The organism is Undibacterium sp. GW821-FHT11H02, assembly GCF_058808015.1.
The window spans coordinates 50,972-69,026 of record NZ_JBXARG010000019.1; the positions used below are offsets into that span (position 1 = coordinate 50,972).

General features: G+C 47.3%; 13 protein-coding genes. 7 read left to right on the forward strand and 6 right to left on the reverse strand.

Annotated elements, in window-relative coordinates; genetic code table 11:
* Positions 1-31: 31 nt before the first annotated feature.
* Entirely contained in the window at positions 32-1,552 is a 1,521-nt protein-coding gene (gene thiI, locus AC1RR2_RS16980; protein ID WP_493223460.1) for a tRNA uracil 4-sulfurtransferase ThiI, read from the forward strand.
* Between the two features lie 160 nt (positions 1,553-1,712).
* Here the strand turns inward: thiI and AC1RR2_RS16985 are convergent, their stop codons facing one another.
* The 3 genes from AC1RR2_RS16985 to AC1RR2_RS16995 all read right to left on the reverse strand — a co-directional run bounded on the left by AC1RR2_RS16985 (position 1,713) and on the right by AC1RR2_RS16995 (position 5,283).
* Positions 1,713-2,648 (reverse strand): TraB/GumN family protein, encoded by a 936-nt coding sequence (locus AC1RR2_RS16985; protein ID WP_493223461.1) that lies wholly within the window; start codon positions 2,646-2,648, stop codon positions 1,713-1,715.
* 178 nt (positions 2,649-2,826) lie between these two features.
* Complete coding sequence (locus tag AC1RR2_RS16990; protein ID WP_493223462.1) at positions 2,827-4,401, reverse strand: hypothetical protein; 1,575 nt, start codon at positions 4,399-4,401, stop codon at positions 2,827-2,829.
* A 12-nt stretch (positions 4,402-4,413) separates the two neighbouring features.
* Positions 4,414-5,283, reverse strand: a complete 870-nt coding sequence (locus AC1RR2_RS16995; RefSeq protein ID WP_493223463.1) for an ABC transporter ATP-binding protein — start codon at positions 5,281-5,283, stop codon at positions 4,414-4,416.
* Between the two features lie 420 nt (positions 5,284-5,703).
* On the opposite strand from AC1RR2_RS16995, the gene AC1RR2_RS17000 reads away from it, so the two are divergent.
* Positions 5,704-6,309: a hypothetical protein gene (locus AC1RR2_RS17000; RefSeq protein WP_493223464.1), complete on the forward strand. Its 606-nt coding sequence runs from the start codon at positions 5,704-5,706 to the stop codon at positions 6,307-6,309.
* 509 nt (positions 6,310-6,818) lie between these two features.
* Positions 6,819-8,414 (forward strand): GAF domain-containing protein, encoded by a 1,596-nt coding sequence (locus AC1RR2_RS17005; protein WP_493223465.1) that lies wholly within the window; start codon positions 6,819-6,821, stop codon positions 8,412-8,414.
* A gap of 321 nt (positions 8,415-8,735) precedes the next feature.
* Here AC1RR2_RS17005 and AC1RR2_RS17010 read toward each other — a convergent pair whose 3' ends face one another.
* Complete coding sequence (locus tag AC1RR2_RS17010; RefSeq protein WP_493223466.1) at positions 8,736-9,182, reverse strand: GNAT family N-acetyltransferase; 447 nt, start codon at positions 9,180-9,182, stop codon at positions 8,736-8,738.
* Positions 9,183-9,444: 262 nt separating this feature from the next.
* On the opposite strand from AC1RR2_RS17010, the gene AC1RR2_RS17015 reads away from it, so the two are divergent.
* Positions 9,445-9,900, forward strand: coding sequence for a hypothetical protein (locus AC1RR2_RS17015; protein WP_493223467.1), 456 nt, complete (start codon positions 9,445-9,447; stop codon positions 9,898-9,900).
* Positions 9,901-10,199: 299 nt separating this feature from the next.
* Here the strand turns inward: AC1RR2_RS17015 and AC1RR2_RS17020 are convergent, their stop codons facing one another.
* Together AC1RR2_RS17020 and AC1RR2_RS17025 are read right to left on the reverse strand one after the other, a co-directional pair.
* The gene (locus AC1RR2_RS17020) at positions 10,200-11,804 is read right to left on the reverse strand and encodes a hypothetical protein (RefSeq protein ID WP_493223468.1); all 1,605 of its coding nucleotides are present in this window, start codon (positions 11,802-11,804) and stop codon (positions 10,200-10,202) included.
* 88 nt (positions 11,805-11,892) lie between these two features.
* On the reverse strand, positions 11,893-13,323 hold the full coding sequence (locus AC1RR2_RS17025) for an eCIS core domain-containing protein (RefSeq protein ID WP_493223469.1): 1,431 nt from the start codon (positions 13,321-13,323) through the stop codon (positions 11,893-11,895).
* A 514-nt stretch (positions 13,324-13,837) separates the two neighbouring features.
* On the opposite strand from AC1RR2_RS17025, the gene AC1RR2_RS17030 reads away from it, so the two are divergent.
* The 3 genes from AC1RR2_RS17030 (at position 13,838) to AC1RR2_RS17040 (ending at position 17,929) form a co-directional block, all read left to right on the forward strand.
* Positions 13,838-14,323: a hypothetical protein gene (locus AC1RR2_RS17030; RefSeq protein ID WP_493223470.1), complete on the forward strand. Its 486-nt coding sequence runs from the start codon at positions 13,838-13,840 to the stop codon at positions 14,321-14,323.
* Positions 14,324-14,476: 153 nt separating this feature from the next.
* A complete protein-coding gene (locus tag AC1RR2_RS17035) occupies positions 14,477-16,102 on the forward strand; it encodes a dipeptidase (protein WP_493223471.1) in 1,626 nt (541 codons plus the stop codon).
* Positions 16,103-16,279: 177 nt separating this feature from the next.
* Complete coding sequence (locus tag AC1RR2_RS17040; protein ID WP_493223472.1) at positions 16,280-17,929, forward strand: eCIS core domain-containing protein; 1,650 nt, start codon at positions 16,280-16,282, stop codon at positions 17,927-17,929.
* Positions 17,930-18,055 lie beyond the last annotated feature (126 nt).

The following is an 18,055-nucleotide window of genomic DNA, read 5'->3' on the forward strand; positions in this document are numbered from 1 at the left end:
TGATCAAGAGAAGTGATCTACATCCTTTATAATGCAAGGTTTTGCTCGCTTGAAAACCATCTTCACCATGAATTACGTCGTCAAACTCTTTCCCGAAATTACTTTAAAAAGCACCTCACTACGCAGGCGCTTCATCACTGCATTACAGATCAATCTACATACGATTTTGTCGTCAATAGATCCGGAAATTAAAGTGCTGCGGGAGTGGGATAGGTTGCTGATTCAGGCTACGCCTAGCGCTGATCAAGCGGCTTTGGTCGATGCGCTCGGGCGTATTCCGGGCATTCAGAAAATTCTCGCCGCGCGTATTCTCGATACGCTTGATCCTGACATGATGTTGGCCGCGGTACGCACTGCCTTTGGTCGTAAGTTGGACGGAAAGACTTTTGCGGTGCACGTTAAGCGTAGTGGCTCGCATAATTTCACATCTCTAGGTTTAGCGCGTCACATCGGCGGTGCGCTTCAAGATGAATTCCCGAATGGTGGTGTTGATTTGGACAATCCACAGCTGCTGATACGCTTAGAAGTGAACGCTAAGAATACGCTGTTAGTGGAAGCCGAATATCCCGGTTTGGGTGGATATCCGGTGGGAACACAGGAAGAAGTTTTGTCGCTGATTTCGGGAGGATTTGATTCAGCAGTCGCCTCTATGCAACTCATTAAACGAGGCTGCAAGGTGCATTATTGCTTCTTTAATTTGGGAGGTGCGCAGCATTCAAACGGCGTCAAACAAATGGCGGTACGTTTATGGCAACGCTTTGGTACTTCGCATCGGGTACGTTTTTTCGAAGTGAATTTCACACAGGTGTTGGCACATATTCTTGAGCGCATACCGGTTGGCAATCAAGGGGTCGTACTGAAACGTAGCATGCTACGCGTCGCGGATAGTTTGGCGCAGCGTTGGGAAATCCCAGCCTTGGTGACGGGCGAAGCCTTGGGTCAGGTATCGAGTCAGACTCTGACAAATCTGAATGCCATCGACCGTGCGAGTGAGACGGTAGTATTGCGCCCATTGGTGAGTTGGGACAAGCCGGATATCATCGAGTTGGCGCGTCACATAGGCGTAGCAGAGTTAGCTGCGTCCATTCCCGAATTTTGCGCTGCCATTTCTAGTAATCCCAATGCGAGAGTCAAACTAGCGCAGGTGGAGTTGGACGAGCAGCGCTTGGATGCTGAAATATTCCAGAACGCGATAGACGCTGTGCACTACTTCGATGTGAAAGACATGATGCAAGAGCTGCAGACCCTTGCACCGCCAACAGGCCTGCGCTGCGTCGCAAGCACGCTTGCTGACGGGGTGATGCCAAACGCCGGTGACGTACTCATAGACGTACGACCCGATGCCCAAAGCACTGCTCTAGCCCCCCTATTGCGCAAGTATCCCAAACTGAGTTTACAACGTATCCCCTATTACAGAATCTTGACTGAATTCACTAAGTTAGATCAATCAAAAAACTATTTTTTGTATTGCGATAAAGGCGTAATGAGCGGCATGCAGGTGGAGCACTTGCGTGAGCGTGGGTTTAGTAATGTTCAGGTGTGGCGGCAATAATCAGACGTGTTTTTTAGCTTTTTGGGCTCATGTGAACTTTGGGGGTCTTGGCATGCAATATTTCCTTCAAAAATCCGCCTATGCAAGAATTACCCCTATGATTTCCCATTAGCCCACAAACTTTTCAAGGCTCACCTATCAGATATTTCCCCGGATCTTCTTAAGCCGCCCGCACGCGCCAAGCATCAGCTTTGAGTTGCTCCAGCAAGCTATCGGGACCGGCCATGTGATACAGGCCAACAATCACCAACGAGGGTTTGGACTTTTTCTGCATTTCTGCAAATCTGGGTAACCAGCTGCGGTTACGAGCCACGATGTGCTTGGCATAAAGATCGGGCTGTGCTCGCTTCATATTGGCAACAAACGCGTCTGCTGGCCCACTCTCTCCGCGTGCCCAAGCGGCGTAAATACGTTCATTCTCTGCCTGTCCGGCCAAGATATGGTCGAGTGTGTATTGGAGGAATTGACTGTCTTCCTGTGCACTCATGCCCCCCATGAATTCAATCAGATCGTCCTGTGATTGAAATTCGCTCGCATGCGGAATATTCAGTGCCTTAGCGCTGCGCAAGAGTACACGTTCTGCAGTGCCCTGCTCATTTAATTTCAATGATTCAAAATAGGCAGATTCGATCGTGAATGCTGCCAGCCAAGGCTTCATTGGTGCTAACGCGTCAAATGGAAACTTGGCGAGTTCAGCCACTTGTTTGAGGCGAGTCAAGTCGTTCGCACTCAGTCTTTCAGTGATAGTCTTGCTCGTATCGAGCCCAAATTTGGCGATCAACTCCTTAGGATTTTTGTGGCGCACTTGATTGGTTTCAGTCCATACTTCAGAACATGTTTTGAGCAAGGTTTCAATTCGCGCGTCACTCCACGTTGTCGAACGCGCCGGGGTCTCGCCCATTAAATATACGGTTTTTCCCGCTTTCTCCACTAGCCACAATGGCCATGCCACAGCTGCAGAGGAATCTTTATCCTGCGCTATTGCGCGACCTGTCAAACCATACCCAGCCATGACAGAGACTGCCGCCATAGCTGTTAAAAACTGTCGACGTGATGCCATATTATTTGGATTGTTGGCGATTGCCTTGATTTGCATAATTTATTTTTCCTTAAAGTGCATTTAATTCGTAAATGAGAAACTTCAAACCAACATGTTCACTTCACTAACTCGGCTTTAGACAGATTGAGAATGAACATATGTAGCTTGGGGGAACGTGGCCGTGAACTTGATTCTGCAAAGCACCAGGCCACGCGGCATTAACAAAGTCGGACTCTTAACGCGCTTGATAACGGTTATATAAAAACCCCAATATCAAGGCGGCGACTCCGACTTCACTGTAAAACAGTATCGAATTATTGCTGGCGGATTCATTGAACGCCAACACGTCGAAGTAGGGTGCCCCCTTGGTTTGAATTGCCAGGTAAAACCAGAACATAAAGGGTCCCAAAAAAGTACGGGAGGTGCGAGTCAATCGCCCTAACATCGATGCCAATGCACTCATGAACAGCACGCCAACTAAGAGTGCCAAAGCAAAATGCGGTGCGTGGAAACTCCAGCGATATAAGACCACGCCGAATAGCATGAAGCCTAACAAAACACTAGCCGCAAATTGACGTAGATAACGACGATCGGCACCACCGACCACCGCGTCGCCCATAGCAGACAACTGTGCCTGGTGATCTCGCGTACTCAAGTCACTAATCAATACTCCCCACAAGGCACAGGCAAAGACCAAAATACCAGCCAAATTTTTCACATTCATCAATGCCGCAAAAATGGAGAAAGCGATCATTGCAATAATGGCGAGCGGTGAATTGACCAAGGTAACTGCGACTTCGGCGACTACTTGTCCGACGAAATTAGGGGTCTTCGCTGCGTAAGCGAATAAGGGTTTTGCCAGACGCGAGGCAGGACGTAAGCCAGCGTTGACAATTTCAAATGGCGATCTCCGTTTTCTGATATTCGACAATTTTATTTTATCAGGCGAATAGCGATGGAACAGCGGAATAGCGAGCAACATAGGGATGAAACTCAGCAAGGTCGTGATGGAGCGGTATAGCAATATAGTGTTTGGAATCTCCGCTAACTCGACAACATTGGCTGGCAAGTCGGGATTGAAAGTACCAAGTCCTATCGAAATACTTTGCACAGTAAATTGAGTGCGAACGATAAAGTCGACGATCGTCATTCCCAATCCCTCTAGGATCATAATCGGCGGCATGCTGGACACATGGTCGTGTCCGACTTTGTCGAGCATCGATACTTCAAAGACCCAGACGAAAAAATAGATCACGTCGCCCGCTTTACCCATGAGAAGGGGTACACTGTCGAACAAAATTGCACAACTCGCACCAAAGAAGATGACTGGGAGCAGGACTAGTCCATACACTTTCAGATAGACGATCAACTGTACAGCCGATTCACCGCGAGCGATTTGTAGTCCGACGACCGTCATCAAATAAGCCGCGAGAATAAGTAAGAGATACGTCACCGCCCCTAACCAACGACTGAAAATAAAAGTGCCGTTACCAATACGTGTGGAGGCGATCACAGCACCGATTCCACAGCGCGCATCTTCAGCGATACGGCCTCGAGTCAGATAAAAACTCAATAATCCGAGTAGCGGCGCAAACAAACAAGCGGTACCCAAAGCAAGTGAAGCACTGTTGTAGACAGTACGCGCCTGATTAATCACCAACATGCTCAAATTGCCCTCGCCTGAGCCGAAAATCAAGCGCGCAAGCAGTCCTATCAGTATCAACACCACCAAGGTGCTGAGGCGGCGAGAACGAAGTCTGACTTCATTCATCACCAAGGATTTTATGACGAGAAATTTCTGTGTCCACATGCTAATCTACCTTCACAAAATGCTGTCATGATTAGCGTAACGCTGTGCCATCAACGCTTCTTCTAAACTCGGCGTAGCCATTACCGCACCTGCACATGGTGCATGGGGATGAGCAACGCGTACATTCACTACCTCACCTTGACGCTGCATGTGCAATACGTTGGTGCGAACCCGCAATTCTTCTAATTCTGCCGGCGAAACTTGCGCCGACCAGACTTGACCACGCGCGTTTTCTATCATGTTATCGGGGGTGTCAAAACCGATCAATTTACCCGAACGCATGATCGCCAGCTCACTAGCCACACTCTCGACATCGGACACAATATGCGTGGACATGATCACCAATTTGCTATGACCAATATCACCTAAAAGATTGCGGAAGCGCAGACGCTCTTCTGGATCGAGTCCTGCAGTGGGTTCATCAACAATCAAAATATCAGGGTCATTCAGCAAGGCTTGCGCAATCCCTAAGCGTCGACGCATACCACCTGAAAAAGCAGCCGCTGAGCGATTCGCGTGATCTTGCAGATTCACCAGTTCCAGTAACTCTCGAATACGGTGTGGATCTTTAACACCTTTCAGTGCGGCAAAATACTGCATAAATTCAAGTGCAGATAAATTGGGGTAGACGCCGAAGTCTTGCGGTAGAAAACCCAAACGCTGACGAATTGCATCAGGCTTTTTGATGATATTGACGCCTTGAAAATTAATCTCGCCACTCGTCGGTTTGGTGAGGGTGGCGATCATTTGCATCAACGTAGTTTTGCCTGCGCCGTTGTGACCAATTAAGCCAACGACACCGCGCTTTAACGATAAAGTGACGTGGTCGACGGCTATCACTGCCTTGCCGAAAGTTTTAACGACATTCTGAATTTCTAACATAATTTTCCCCTACAGATAGACTCACAACAACCTTCATTGGTGCGTAAGTCGGTTGTCCATGTCGGCACAATAAATGGCTTCGGTCAAATCTGTTGGCGAAAACCGATGAACTGCAAAAGTAGAGGTGTGAGTTGTTCAAAACTGAGGAAGTTGCCAGCATCAGCATTCATTCGTGCTTAGTGCCTGGTTGTAGGCAAGAGATCACCGATTAGCCCTCTGAACAATTTGGATCAGTGAAAATTTGGGGCAAATCTTGCCGCCAGACTATCTTCAAAAATGCCCTAGCACATGACTTGCCGCTATCATTTGTGCATTTTCCGTAAGAAACTCGCTTCGAATTTACAGCGAGGTCTATACAATTCATTGGTCAAATTAACCATTTACTGCTAGGATTTACTCTCTTTCTCTTGGATTACCATCATGTTAAAAAAAATCGCCTTCCTGCTATTGTTATGTTCTGCTAGCGCCCAATCATTTGCCCAAGAATATATGGATAAAATTGCAAAGCGTGCTTGTGAATGTTCAGAAACCATCCTCAAAAATAACAATGACAAAACACGTTCTATGGAAATAGGGTTTTGCATTTTGAACGCTGCCGATGCCGAAGACAAAAAGAAATTTAAAAAAGACTTCAACTTAGATTTTAATGAGATCGATAAGAATGGAGAGAAAATCGGCAAACTAATTGGCATGAAAATGGCACCAGTTTGTCCAACCACCATGTTGGCTTTAGCAAATGCTCAAGGTGACAAGGACAAGGCTAGCAATCCCATTCAAGTTATTTCTGGCGAAGTCATCAAAATAGAAAAAGATTTTTTCGTGTCATTCGTGGTGCGTGAATCCAATGGCAATTCAAGCAAATTATTTTGGACCAGCCCAATCGAAACCAGCATCGATATGGCGAATCAATATCAGTCTTTACAAGGAAAATCGTTACAGTTTTCCTTTGAAAACCAAAACATTTTCGATCCGAAAATCGGCGAATACCGCGCATTTAAGATCATTAAGAAGATCAATTCAAAGTAAGCGCATTAAGCTGAGCTCAGCTCAGCTTGCAGCACCTCAGGCACATCGCGAACGATAGGGGCGCTCATTGGCCCCCGGTAGTCATGTAATCGAACCGAATACTCGAAAAATACCAGAAAAAAGTTTTAACGCAACATCAGACGTTCGCATCGAAAATTCATCGTGCCTTGTTGCTTCGCTTCGTGCATGTGTGTGAATTGCGTCGGCTTCCAATTTATTTCTCGTAACAATGCCATTACGACTGGCTTCTTTTACTCTAACAAATCTCCCTCGATGCCTCGCCATCCAGACTCACAAAATGACCTGCATTAACAAGGAAGCATGCAGAGGTAAGCACAAATAAGCCAGCATCAAAATAAGAAAGCAATGCTAAGCATTTAGTCTCAGAACAACAGAGCGTTAATAAATTAATCAAGAACTAGGCTAGAATTGATCAGCTATTGGGATAGTGCCATCCAGCTTTGCCGCTGCGGACCCTACTAAGCTAACGACATTAACGAGGCTAGGCTATGAGTAGTTTTTTGGATTTTCAAATTGATGAACTTGAAGCACGCATACGATTTGCTGATGGCTTGCAGGCGGTCAGTAATAAGATACATGGGGCTGATCGGTTCGATCACATCTTGTCTGAATTATCGCGCGATATCTGCGATTTGTTTTCGTGTGATCGACTCACGCTGTATATCTTGGGCGACGACGCTAAAACCATACGTTCTATCATTACCACTGGCATTAATTCTAGCAAGAGCTTGACTTTGCCTATCAATAAACACAGCATCGCTGGCTTTGTGGCGCTCACAAAAAACGCTATTAATATTGCTGATGTACACGATCAGGCTGAGCTTGCGCTGATTGATCCCAATTTACGCTTTTGTAATAAAGTTGACCAACTCACTGGCTACCGCAGCACGCAAATGATGGCGGCGCCTATCTTACAAGCCGATGGCACTTTGCTCGGCGTCGTTCAATTAGTCAATCACGTCGCAGACAAGGCGTTTGTCAGCTTTGCGCAAGATGGATTGACTAGTTTATGCACTGTTTTGGCGATCGCCTTACGTCAACGTCTGAAGTCATTAGAGCAAGAACTCACCAAAACACAGCAAGCACCATCGTCCCCTTCGCGGAAAGAGGAGCTGATCACGCGTCGCAGTTTTGCCAAACAGTTGCAAAACCTGAGCAACCGTATTCACGCCACTGAGCACATCGATGACATTATGCTGGAATTGGCACCAAGCATTTGCGCTCTATTCGCCTGTAGCCGCCTAACGCTATATGCAGTAAGCGCCGATGGTAAAACGATCTTTTCTAAGATAAAAACTGGGATACGGTCGAGCAAGGATCTTAGCTTACCTATCGATACGCGAAGTATTGCGGGCAATGTTGCGCTCAACAGACTTGGTGTCCGCATTAATAATGTTTATGACGCCGAAGAACTCAAGCAATTTCAACGTGACTTAGTTTTTTGTCGCAAGATTGATGAAATTACTGGCTACACTTCACGTCAAATGATGGTGCAGCCTATACTCGATAGCGAACACGGCTCATTATTGGGCGTGGTTCAGCTCATCAATGATCATGTGGGTGGTGAATTCTCAGCCTTAGCGGAAGAAGGTCTATGTGATTTATGCGAGGCACTGGCAATCGCCTTCGCTCAACGTATGCGGGCACCGCCTATACGCTCGAAGTACGATGCGCTGATTGCCGATGGTGCAGTGTCTAGCGCGGAACTTGAGATGGCTATCGCTTGGGCGCGCCGCCATCAAATTGATCTTGAAACGGTGTTGATCGAGGAATTCAAACTGAGCACCACTGCCATTGGACGGGCGCTGGCACGCCATCATTGTGTGCCCTACGAAGCATACCGGAAAGATCTAGTGATACCCAAGGAGCTGCTTTGTGGCAGGCCCCGTAGCTTTTTTGAGAAATATGAATTTCTGCCCTTGGAGAAGGACGACATCGGCGTCACCATCGTGTGCTTAGATCCTGGAATGCTAGCAAAATGCGGCATGCTTAGGCGTCTATACCCCTACAATCAAGCCCTGCTTCACGTAACGAACGTAGGTGAATTTCATCTCTTTTTGGATCACGTTTGGCCACCTGCATAACGACGATGGTCTAAGAGAAAATCAGTACAACTAAGTATCAGACCACAGTACTGGCACAGCACAGTTTTGTCACACTCAATACTTGATAAAAATATCCACTCTGTGAACGGCTTGAACATACGCCCTAAGACTTGCGCCGATTGGCCCTCGGCCATTCAAGACCCAGCGTGTAAAGTTGAATTGAAGGCTGTAAATCTTGCCGCCTTCGCGGCTTAAAAAAACGCGCTGAAAGTCAGCGTATTTCCACTGCAAATTCAAACAAAAACAAAGTGAGTTATGGCTCGCTTCGTTTTTGCAATTTGATCTAAGTTCACAGACTTTTTAGACTAAATTGATCACGGCAATCATTTCGCCATCTTCATCTAATCCGATTTCCTTGAAACCAAAACTGGCATAAAAGGCCTTGGCGAGAGGATTTTCGGGATGATAGCAAATCGTGATGCGCTCTACATTCGGGATATGTCGGATTTCAACTAAGGCTGCTTGCATTGCGCGCCGCCCTATTCCTTGACCTTGATAGCGATGATCAATCATAAAGCGGTGTATGCCAGTTTGATGTGCGACATCACAATCCAAAGTGTTGTACATCAAAAACCCCACCAGTTCGTCGTCCGCATAAATCGCACGCGGATGATAATCGGAATCAAACTTCGATTGCGCGATCGAATAGACATTACTCGCCAGATAGTTCTCTTGATGCTTCAACAGTTGTAATTCTACGACGGCATCAAAATTGTCATAGTTCACTTCTTTCAATTCAATTTTCATCTTAATTCTTCACTCCCTAGATCATCAAATTATACGCCGCCTCTGTTCTCGTCACCGAACAGGGTGAAACCCTGGGGCTTGCAAATCGAAATCAGAACAAAGGAGCGGTCCCCAATTTCCACGATCTAGGTAGAAAACTCGCTCGTCAATTTAATCAAAATATCCTACAATCCAACACAAAATTCAGGTAAGAAAAATGTGCTTAGGCGAACAGAATCGCTGCTATTCCAACACCAAATCGATCAGCTATCGGGAGGAAAACATGGCCGTCATCACAGTTCAAAGTGAAAAAATTATCGCGCGACCGATTGCGGTAGTCCAATCCCAATTCGTGGATATGCAGCGCCACGCAACTACTGGCGTTCATGCCGATCTGGCCGTGAGCAATGTGCGCGCTCAGGAAGGTGGCTGTCGTTTTACTGGACGCCGGCGTGTATTCGGTTTTGTTCAAGAGGACGAGATGGAAGTGATGCGCGATGTCGCTGGCAATTCCACGCTGCGCAGCATTTCTGGTAGCAATGTGGGCCTAATAATTTCTCAACAATTTAAATCCGTCAATGCCGATCGCACGCGCGTACACATTACTGTCGACATGCCAGTGCGCGGTGCGCTTGTGCTACTCACGCCATTATTGCGTTTAGCTTTGAAACGTGATCTCGAAGTCGCCCTCGAAGAAGATCGACGTGATTTAGAGGAACATGGCTATGACATTGCGTAATAAGTAGGCAGCGAGGGCAATGTAGAAAAATCTGCCTTCTCGGCCCTGGTTTTAGGTATTTTTTTGGCGGTCGGGAATTTTGTAAAGGCTGATCAATTCACTGCTAACTTGTTGGTAACTATTTCGAAGCTAGTTTCTTACTTATTTGTTGTCTTCAACAAGCTTAGATCAAAGACATAAACCTCAATAAAGTCAAGATTGGCTATGTCCCTACAAAACGACGCATCTTCGACTGACTTCTCAGCTAGATACGAATAATAGAAATGCGGGTACAGCGGCCTAGCATAACATGGCAATAATTAAGTCAGCCCCCACAATTTATAAGCCCGATTATCGTTGATCCTATTCGTATTCATATAACCCGAAGAAACGAGGAAATTCTGCACCGCCTGACCATACCATTTTGCGATGATATAAATATTACCTGCCTGACCCTGTGCGTATAGAGAGCCATTCTCAAGTGAGACGTATTTGTTTGCCATGCCCGCCGTCGCTCCTGTAATCGCATTTTCGTAGGTCGCTCCGTGACGCGTATACAAATCTTCGATTACGGCATTTTTCCCTGGAAGCCACTCGTTAAAAAAACGATTCGCCCTATCTTGATCGCTTACCCTGCCATCGCCGCCAAAATAAGTATCCGGACTCACTACGGCGGCACCAAACGCCGCTTCAACATGATCCCGTCGTATGTCATAGCCTAAGTGAGTTTTCCACTTCCAGGGTTCCGCCTGATCTGGATTGGCAACATTTCCCAATCGGAGACAATGCTTTTTGAAATGTTCTTTCTTATTCTCGGCGACTCCACCGGCGTTTCCAGGCCCCCATGCCAAACCCGGTAAGGCCGCATCACGAGGATAGACGGCTCTTGCGGCTTGGACTATCTGTAATTGCAGGTCTTTTAAATCAAAATTATCGAAGTGATCTCCTTCAGTATGAATATCATCAGAAGTAGCACGTAAATCATCCACATTTGGCTGTCTGGTGGCGGATTTCAAGAGTTCGTAAAATCCCGTCGCCGCAGATCCCATTCGCCGCGCACCCGCAAGCTGACTCCCGGCGAGCGGCGAAATCGCTGCATGCACGGTATTCAATCGCGCTGATGACGCCTTGACGTTTGCCACCTTCAATTCTAATAAGCTGGTTCCAGCCATATTATTAAACCAAGATAAACGCCCATAACGATGCGCGAAATTGCCATCGTCGAATGCCAAAAATTCGACTAGACGTGTCAACCCAGCGCTTCTGCCTTCAGCTGCGGCAGCTAACCAGCCACTAATTTCCCCATTGTTTTGCGTAATAACTAAATTATCAGCTGCCGCTCGCGCAGGGTAAAGCCCGTCTAATTCTGCGGTCGCCTGACCAGCCAGATCACCGGTTTCCGCCGCAGTGACAATTGCGTGGTCGGCTCGTAATCCATCTCTTTTTGCTTTCGAGAATTTACCCACCAAATAGCTTGACAATCGATTGGCGGCATCGGCCGCTGCAAACAGCGCTGTCGTTTGTGGCGTAGCTATCCCTAAACCATTCAACAAATTCTTTCTGCCTTGAAAAGCTAGTTTGTGCGCCGCAAAGGCATTTTTTGATTGAGTCATTTCCAGCTTCATCGTATCGGTGATGGCCGACTTATAAAAGTCGCTACCATCCAAGGCTGTGTCCAATCTCATTTGAAGCGGTGCTATTTGCTGCAATTGCGCCAGCGATGCCGAGGCATTCATCATTGTGGATCGCAGGCTTAACTGCTGCTTTTGAGTGCTGCTATTCGCGCACTCCTGATGACGACGTTGCATTTGCATCGCAGGCCTATCATCGATCATGCTGAGCGGTGAATTACTGCGCGCTTGTGCAGAATGTTGTGCCTCCACATTCTGTGTCGTCTTCGCTGAAATGGGTATCGTTGTCTGCATATACTTGATCAATCACACGGGCACAAAAACTAAAGCAATGATGTTGCCTTCATTAAAAACAAGAGGCGTCAAATGCTAAAAGACCTAATCAAAACCGCGCCGCATCGGCAGCCACCGCGAGATTAAATAAGCCTATCGCGGCGCGCATCTGAGCTCGTCTGGTGGTGAGATTTCCCGGGGTTCTTCCGTGCGCAGATGTCTCTTCTGCGATACCTTGCGAGCCGCCACCGGCCGTGTAGGTGTAGGTATTAGCACTGTGGCCTCCAGTATTTACCGGCCCTGTCACAGTGCCATAGGTCGTCGCCATATCCACTAACATAGGATGAAATTCCCCCCATGTTAGTGCATTGGCATCGGCTGGGTCGCGCACTCTTGCATTGATATCGACACGAGCAGCAGCTCGTAGTCCCGCCATAGAATTGGTTAGGGTTACCACTTGTGGGGTCACATAAATATCTGCTTCCACTTGTTCAACAAATGCCTCAGCGGTTGGGAGCCCGGCAACCTGCGCGACTAATGCATTCCACGCGGTCGCTTCAAGATTGGTGAATTGGGTAACATGGGCTGCATAATATACAGTACGCTGTATAGAGGCATTTTGGATTCCTATGGAAGGTGCCAGCGATTCTTGTCTTGCAAGTTGAGTAGCTGCACCCGAATGGAGGCTTTCACCTGTTTGCATGGCCTTTGCCCCCATCACATCGGCTTCTGTTTCCAAGCCCACATCATCATTGATGGCAATCCCTTTTTTTAATTGCATAGTTGGTTTGACCCGACCTTGCGCCTGCTGTACTACGTGCCAGGCTTCATGGGGGACATGCTGTTCCTGTCCGGGTGCGACGTGTATCTCGCTGCCTTGCGCATAGGCATGCGCGTTCATTTGCGCGGGTTGTGGTGAGTTGTAGTGCACTTTGACATGATCCATGCTCATGCCTGAGAGTGATTCAATGCCAGACTTTAGTTGATTTGACAGGCCAGTATTATTGGGCTGAGCGTTTTCTTTTCGTTGAATTGCTCCTGAATCTGTTCCGAATTTACCCTGCAGCGGTTCTTCCTCTTCCACTCTTTGCACTGCGTCGAATTTACCTTGCAGTGGCTCTTCCTCTTCCACTCTTTGTACTGCGTCGAATTTGCCTTGCAGCGGTTCTTCCTCTTCCACTCTTTGTACTGAGTCGAATTTACCTTGCAGTGGTTCTTCCTCTTCCATTCTTTGTACTGAGTCGAATTTGCCTTGCAGCGGTTCTTCCTCTTCCACTCTTTGTACCGCGTCGAATTTGCCTTGCAGTGGTTCTTCTTCCTCAACGCGCTGAGTAAGCTCCGCTTTACCTGCCATTTTTTCCTGCAATAACATCAGTTGGCTAACTGCAGAACTATGACTCGCAGTGCTTTGCGCTTGGCGTTGTGCAAACTGACTGTCTCGGGTATCAAGCACGTGCGCCGCATTCTGTTTTAATTGAGTTGAGTTGCTCGCTTGATGAGAGCGCAATTGTTCTGCTCGCAGAGATGAACGTGTTTGCATGATGATTCCTTTCACTTAGATCTAGAGAAGGCTGACATTTTCAGATTGTCGCAATTAGCTGAGAAAATAAAACTCACATCGCAGCATCTGAATTTGTCGACGTCGTGCTTGTAAGGTAGATGAGTATAGCCACTTACAACTTACAATAAAACAGTTATTTTTTTACATGTAAATTTATGGAATTGACGCTGTCAATCTAGCTTTTACATGCCAATTCATCGAACAGGCACTCAATTCCTGGCATTCTTAAATACTCGACCCTAAGTGAGAAAAATTGAACACTATTTTCATACGTATAAAAAAAGCACGTAAAATACTTATTCCGCGATTTCAAACAATTCGTCATGAAATAGATCAAATTTATCGCTGCTTTAAGTACCGCAGGCACTTCCTTGGCTAGAAAAAATATTTGAACTGAACACAGTGAAATCATGCCAGTGATTGACAGCAGCATTGACGATGCCTTAATTAAAAAGATGTGAGCATGATGAAAACCCAGAACAGAATTTTTACGATGTTACTGATCAGCGTGTCCTTACTATTGAGCGCTTGCTATAACAAAACTGAAACGACCGAAGTTATACCCGCACAGCTAGAATTGGTATGGGAGCAGAGTATTGCCCCTGATAGCTCGCAGAATTTTCGCAACACTATTCCAACAGAGTTGGCACAACAATTGAGGCAAATTGGTGAATATAGCTCTTCCGTGCAGATCTCCTTCAATCAGCAAACCGCTAAAGCCGAATGTAAAATTCGTTTCTCAAAAGAGATCAAATCCACAGAAGTGGCTCGCTTGCTGCCTTTGCTGAAATCCATCTTCAAAGAAAAAGCGTTTCGAGCGATTTTTCATGGAGAGCAACAAAAGCACGTGACTCAAGTCAAATATGGTGTGTTCGGGCGCACGACCTCTGGGACTATCCATTCTTACGTCGTGCCATCGACCAAAATACTCGCACAAACAGTGCCAGCCGAGAGTAAACGCAGATTAAGCGCAGACTAGGCGCAACCTAAACGCAACCTAAGCGCAAACTCAAACCAAGCGGAAACTCTGATTAGTTGACACACCAATTTAACGGCCACATCCGTCCGGTTTCATTGAAATATTTTCGGTGACGCAAATGGCAGTGGAAGAATATTCCAATTGGGCTACACTATGTTTTTTCCTCACATAATGTTGCTCATGCCTGCTACCTCCACTCACCTCGCTCGCTCTTCTACATCCACTTCTCTGCAAGGGTCTGCACTGCGCCTTATGCGTCTGCCTGCCATTGCTGCACTCAGCATCAGTATCGCTAGCTTGAGCATAGCTGCTTGCTTTGCCGCGGATCAACCTAGTGCTATGGCGCAGCAAACGGCGCGCTATGCGGTGCAAAAGTATGAGCGAGATATGATCAAGACACTGGCGAAAATGGTGAGCTTTAATACGGTTGCCAACCCCGCCATCCCCTTTGAACAAAACTCGGAGCATCAGGGTTTTAAAAAATACTTGAAATCGGAAGCGGCGCGACTAGGCTTTGATTTCACAGATCATGGTTATATAGTCGTGATCGGTTTTGGCAAGGGCGGCGAGCGTGTTGGTGTCATCACGCACGGCGATGTACAGCCAGTCGATCCCACTAAGTGGAAACAGTCACCATTTCAACTCGATGCGAAAAGCGAGCCCGGTCGCTTATTAGGACGGGGCACAGAAGATGATAAAGGTCCGATCGCAAGTGGCTTGTACGCGATGAAGGCAATCAAAGACAAAACAGTGAGCAAGAAACTCGCATTGAACAAGCGCATAGAACTGTATATCTACATGGCAGAAGAGTCCGATTGGGCGCCGTTAGAAACCTTCTTGAAGACGCATACGCCGCCACAGATGAATATCACTTTAGACGCAGAATATCCCGTCGTGATTGCAGAAAAAGGTTATGGTACCGTGCAATTAACAGTACCACCGCAGCAACCAAGCATAGCTCCCAATGAAACCCATTTGACAGCCTTTGGCGGCGGTTTTTTTGGCAGCCAGATTCCAGAAGACGCCTACGCCAATATAGCCAATGCGACACCTGAGATAGAACAAGCGATCAAACAACGTGCGGCCAAGCAAGCCAAGATGCAGTACAGCTACCATTGGCAAGATCATCAATTACAGATCAAAGCGCGTGGCGTCTCGGCTCACTCTTCCAAACCGGAAGATGGTGTAAATGCGATCGCTATGTTGGCCGACGCACTCAATCTGCGCACGTGGCCAGAGAGCACCGCGGGCAGCATGGTGAATCTGATTAATGAATTAATAGGAACCAGCCTGTATGGCGAAAAATTTGGTACAGCGGCTTATCATGACAGTTTCATGGGTTCGATGAGTGTCGCCCCCACTGTCATCAAACAAACACCAGAAGGCATACAGCTAGGTATCAACATTCGTCGCCCTCAAGGAAAAGCAAGCGCACAATTGCAGCAAGAAATGCAAGCCGCACTCGATGCCTGGCAAACAAAGCACGTAGCCTTGCGCAATGTCACTATAGAGTTGAGTGATCCTTGGATACGCAAAGAGGTGCCACAATTGCCGACTTTGCTGTCTGTGTTTTCGCACTACACAGGAATCAAGAACGCACAGCCGATCTCCGTTGGTGGCGGCACCAATTCGCGCTTGTTTCCGAATGCCGTAAGCTTTGGCCCCACCATGCCTGGCAAAGTTTATTCAGGGCACTCGGAGCACGAGTTTATTTCTACCAAACAGTTGCTATTGAATTTGCAGATGTATACCGCGGTGCTGGTGGAATTGGCGAAATAATCACCATCCATGCGCACTGCAATTAACTAGGGTTGACAGGCGCAACCGATGTCTATGAAGTCCTCATTGATGTGCGTTGCGCTGCATTCTATTTTTTAATATTCTTTCTTTTTGCTTAATTTTTAGCGTTAGAATAGCCGCTTCTTTTGATAGCATTTTCTCTATGCGAGGCGATTCATGAGTTCGGCTGCTCTGACACAACAAGCGAAAGCAAACTCTGCATCAACAACCGCCCAACACAGCAGCCAATTAGCCACGCATCCGCAAGCAGACAGCACGATAGAAACTCACAGTGGGCTGTCCGACTTGCGCTCCTTCGCCATGACGCAGCGCCAACAGCAGCACGCGGCCAATCACAACGCGCAAAACCTGCAACTCAAATCCTTGCAGCACATGGTGCAAAACAGTGCGCGTGCAATGCAGCTCAAAAGCATGAATCCAACTGCGGTGCAGCGCATGGAGAAAGAGCAAACCTGGCAAGCCGAATCGCTAGATGAATCAATGCAAGCTGAGGGCTTGGTTGATGAGCCAAAAACACAGACCCCGAATAATACCGGGCTGCCCGACAATCTCAAATCTGGCATTGAATCACTCTCAGGCATGAGCATGAATCATGTCAAGGTTCATTACAACTCGTCGCAACCAGCGCAGCTCAATGCCCATGCCTATGCACAAGGCAGTGAAATTCATGTGGCGCCGGGGCAAGAGCAACATTTGCCACATGAAGCCTGGCATTTGGTGCAGCAAGCACAAGGAAGGGTAAAGCCGACCATGCAAATGAAAACGGGTGTACCGGTCAATGATGATCAAGGATTGGAGCATGAGGCAGATGTGATGGGAGCAAAGGCTCTGCAAACGAAATCCACATCGAGTCCCAGAGCTACCTCAAATAGCGACCGAAAAACACAAAAGAGTGGAAGCCCTTCCGCACAAGGTGGCGGCGTTACGCAGTTGCTCGGCAAAGCGGGATCCATAGCGGTTGGCGCCATAATTGGGACCATCGTTCCGGTACTTGGCACCATCATAGGCGGGTATATTGGCTATAGGCACTGGAAAAGAAAACAAAGACAAAACGCACAAACAGGTACTTCTGTTCCAGTCAGTACCCACATACAAGCACCTCCCGAAGAGATGGTCGCCCCTATGGAAGGGAAATCCTCAGAAGAACTCGAGGGGCAAAGAAGAATGTTGGAAGAAGAAGCAGCAGAATTTGAGCGTCAAAGAATAGCCTACCAAAAACGCAAGTATGGAGCAGAAATAGCCAGACCAAACGCGAAAGAACTTGGGGCACTCATCGATAGAGCACGAGGTGCTTACCTAGCGAAGAAGTATCAAGTAGCATTTGAACTGCTTAGCGATCGCGATGCGGCAGCGAGTATAGGTATCGATCTTCGCACAACGGAAGAAGCCGTGACATTAGATTCCGATACCAGTTACCGGGAAGTCGCGAACGCCTTGGCAACCGGCGAGAATATGATGTTTTTTCCTGGCACGAATAGAATCAATCTACGCATTCCTTTGCCAACTCAAGGCGATCAACGCCTCCAACTCGCGGAGGTTCCCGAGCTCGCCAATTTGATGCTACCCATGTATCTTGAAGAATATGTACACGCCCTCCAACATTGGACCCAAAGACATTTTTCAAAACATGCCGATGCATTCGCTAAAGAAACTGGCGCCGGCGACGATCCGGAACAAGATATGGATGAAGTCGATGTCATGGCACTTTTCCATGATTGGGGATTTGATATAGAAGGAATTGACTACGTTGGGCGATACAAAGAACGACAGGATTATTGGCAATGGCTGAATGCTAAAAAAGACTGAGTGTTTCCTCACGCCATGCAGTTGAGCCGATAAACTGAACTAGCTGTAAGTATGTCGTTCCTACGAGGGTAGAAATTCTTCGACGTAAATGCCCAGAGACACTAGGTGAAAATAGCAGTCCATCTT

What these genes read in the sequence shown, in the direction of transcription:
- thiI (WP_493223460.1), top strand. Translation starts at nt 32, where the DNA reads ATGCAAGGTTTTGCTCGCTTGAAAACCATCTTCACCATGAATTACGTC.
- AC1RR2_RS16985 (WP_493223461.1), bottom strand. Translation starts at nt 2,648, where the DNA reads ATGCAAATCAAGGCAATCGCCAACAATCCAAATAATATGGCATCACGT.
- AC1RR2_RS16990 (WP_493223462.1), bottom strand. Translation starts at nt 4,401, where the DNA reads ATGTGGACACAGAAATTTCTCGTCATAAAATCCTTGGTGATGAATGAA.
- AC1RR2_RS16995 (WP_493223463.1), bottom strand. Translation starts at nt 5,283, where the DNA reads ATGTTAGAAATTCAGAATGTCGTTAAAACTTTCGGCAAGGCAGTGATA.
- AC1RR2_RS17000 (WP_493223464.1), top strand. Translation starts at nt 5,704, where the DNA reads ATGTTAAAAAAAATCGCCTTCCTGCTATTGTTATGTTCTGCTAGCGCC.
- AC1RR2_RS17005 (WP_493223465.1), top strand. Translation starts at nt 6,819, where the DNA reads ATGAGTAGTTTTTTGGATTTTCAAATTGATGAACTTGAAGCACGCATA.
- AC1RR2_RS17010 (WP_493223466.1), bottom strand. Translation starts at nt 9,182, where the DNA reads ATGAAAATTGAATTGAAAGAAGTGAACTATGACAATTTTGATGCCGTC.
- AC1RR2_RS17015 (WP_493223467.1), top strand. Translation starts at nt 9,445, where the DNA reads ATGGCCGTCATCACAGTTCAAAGTGAAAAAATTATCGCGCGACCGATT.
- AC1RR2_RS17020 (WP_493223468.1), bottom strand. Translation starts at nt 11,804, where the DNA reads ATGCAGACAACGATACCCATTTCAGCGAAGACGACACAGAATGTGGAG.
- AC1RR2_RS17025 (WP_493223469.1), bottom strand. Translation starts at nt 13,323, where the DNA reads ATGCAAACACGTTCATCTCTGCGAGCAGAACAATTGCGCTCTCATCAA.
- AC1RR2_RS17030 (WP_493223470.1), top strand. Translation starts at nt 13,838, where the DNA reads ATGTTACTGATCAGCGTGTCCTTACTATTGAGCGCTTGCTATAACAAA.
- AC1RR2_RS17035 (WP_493223471.1), top strand. Translation starts at nt 14,477, where the DNA reads ATGTTTTTTCCTCACATAATGTTGCTCATGCCTGCTACCTCCACTCAC.
- AC1RR2_RS17040 (WP_493223472.1), top strand. Translation starts at nt 16,280, where the DNA reads ATGAGTTCGGCTGCTCTGACACAACAAGCGAAAGCAAACTCTGCATCA.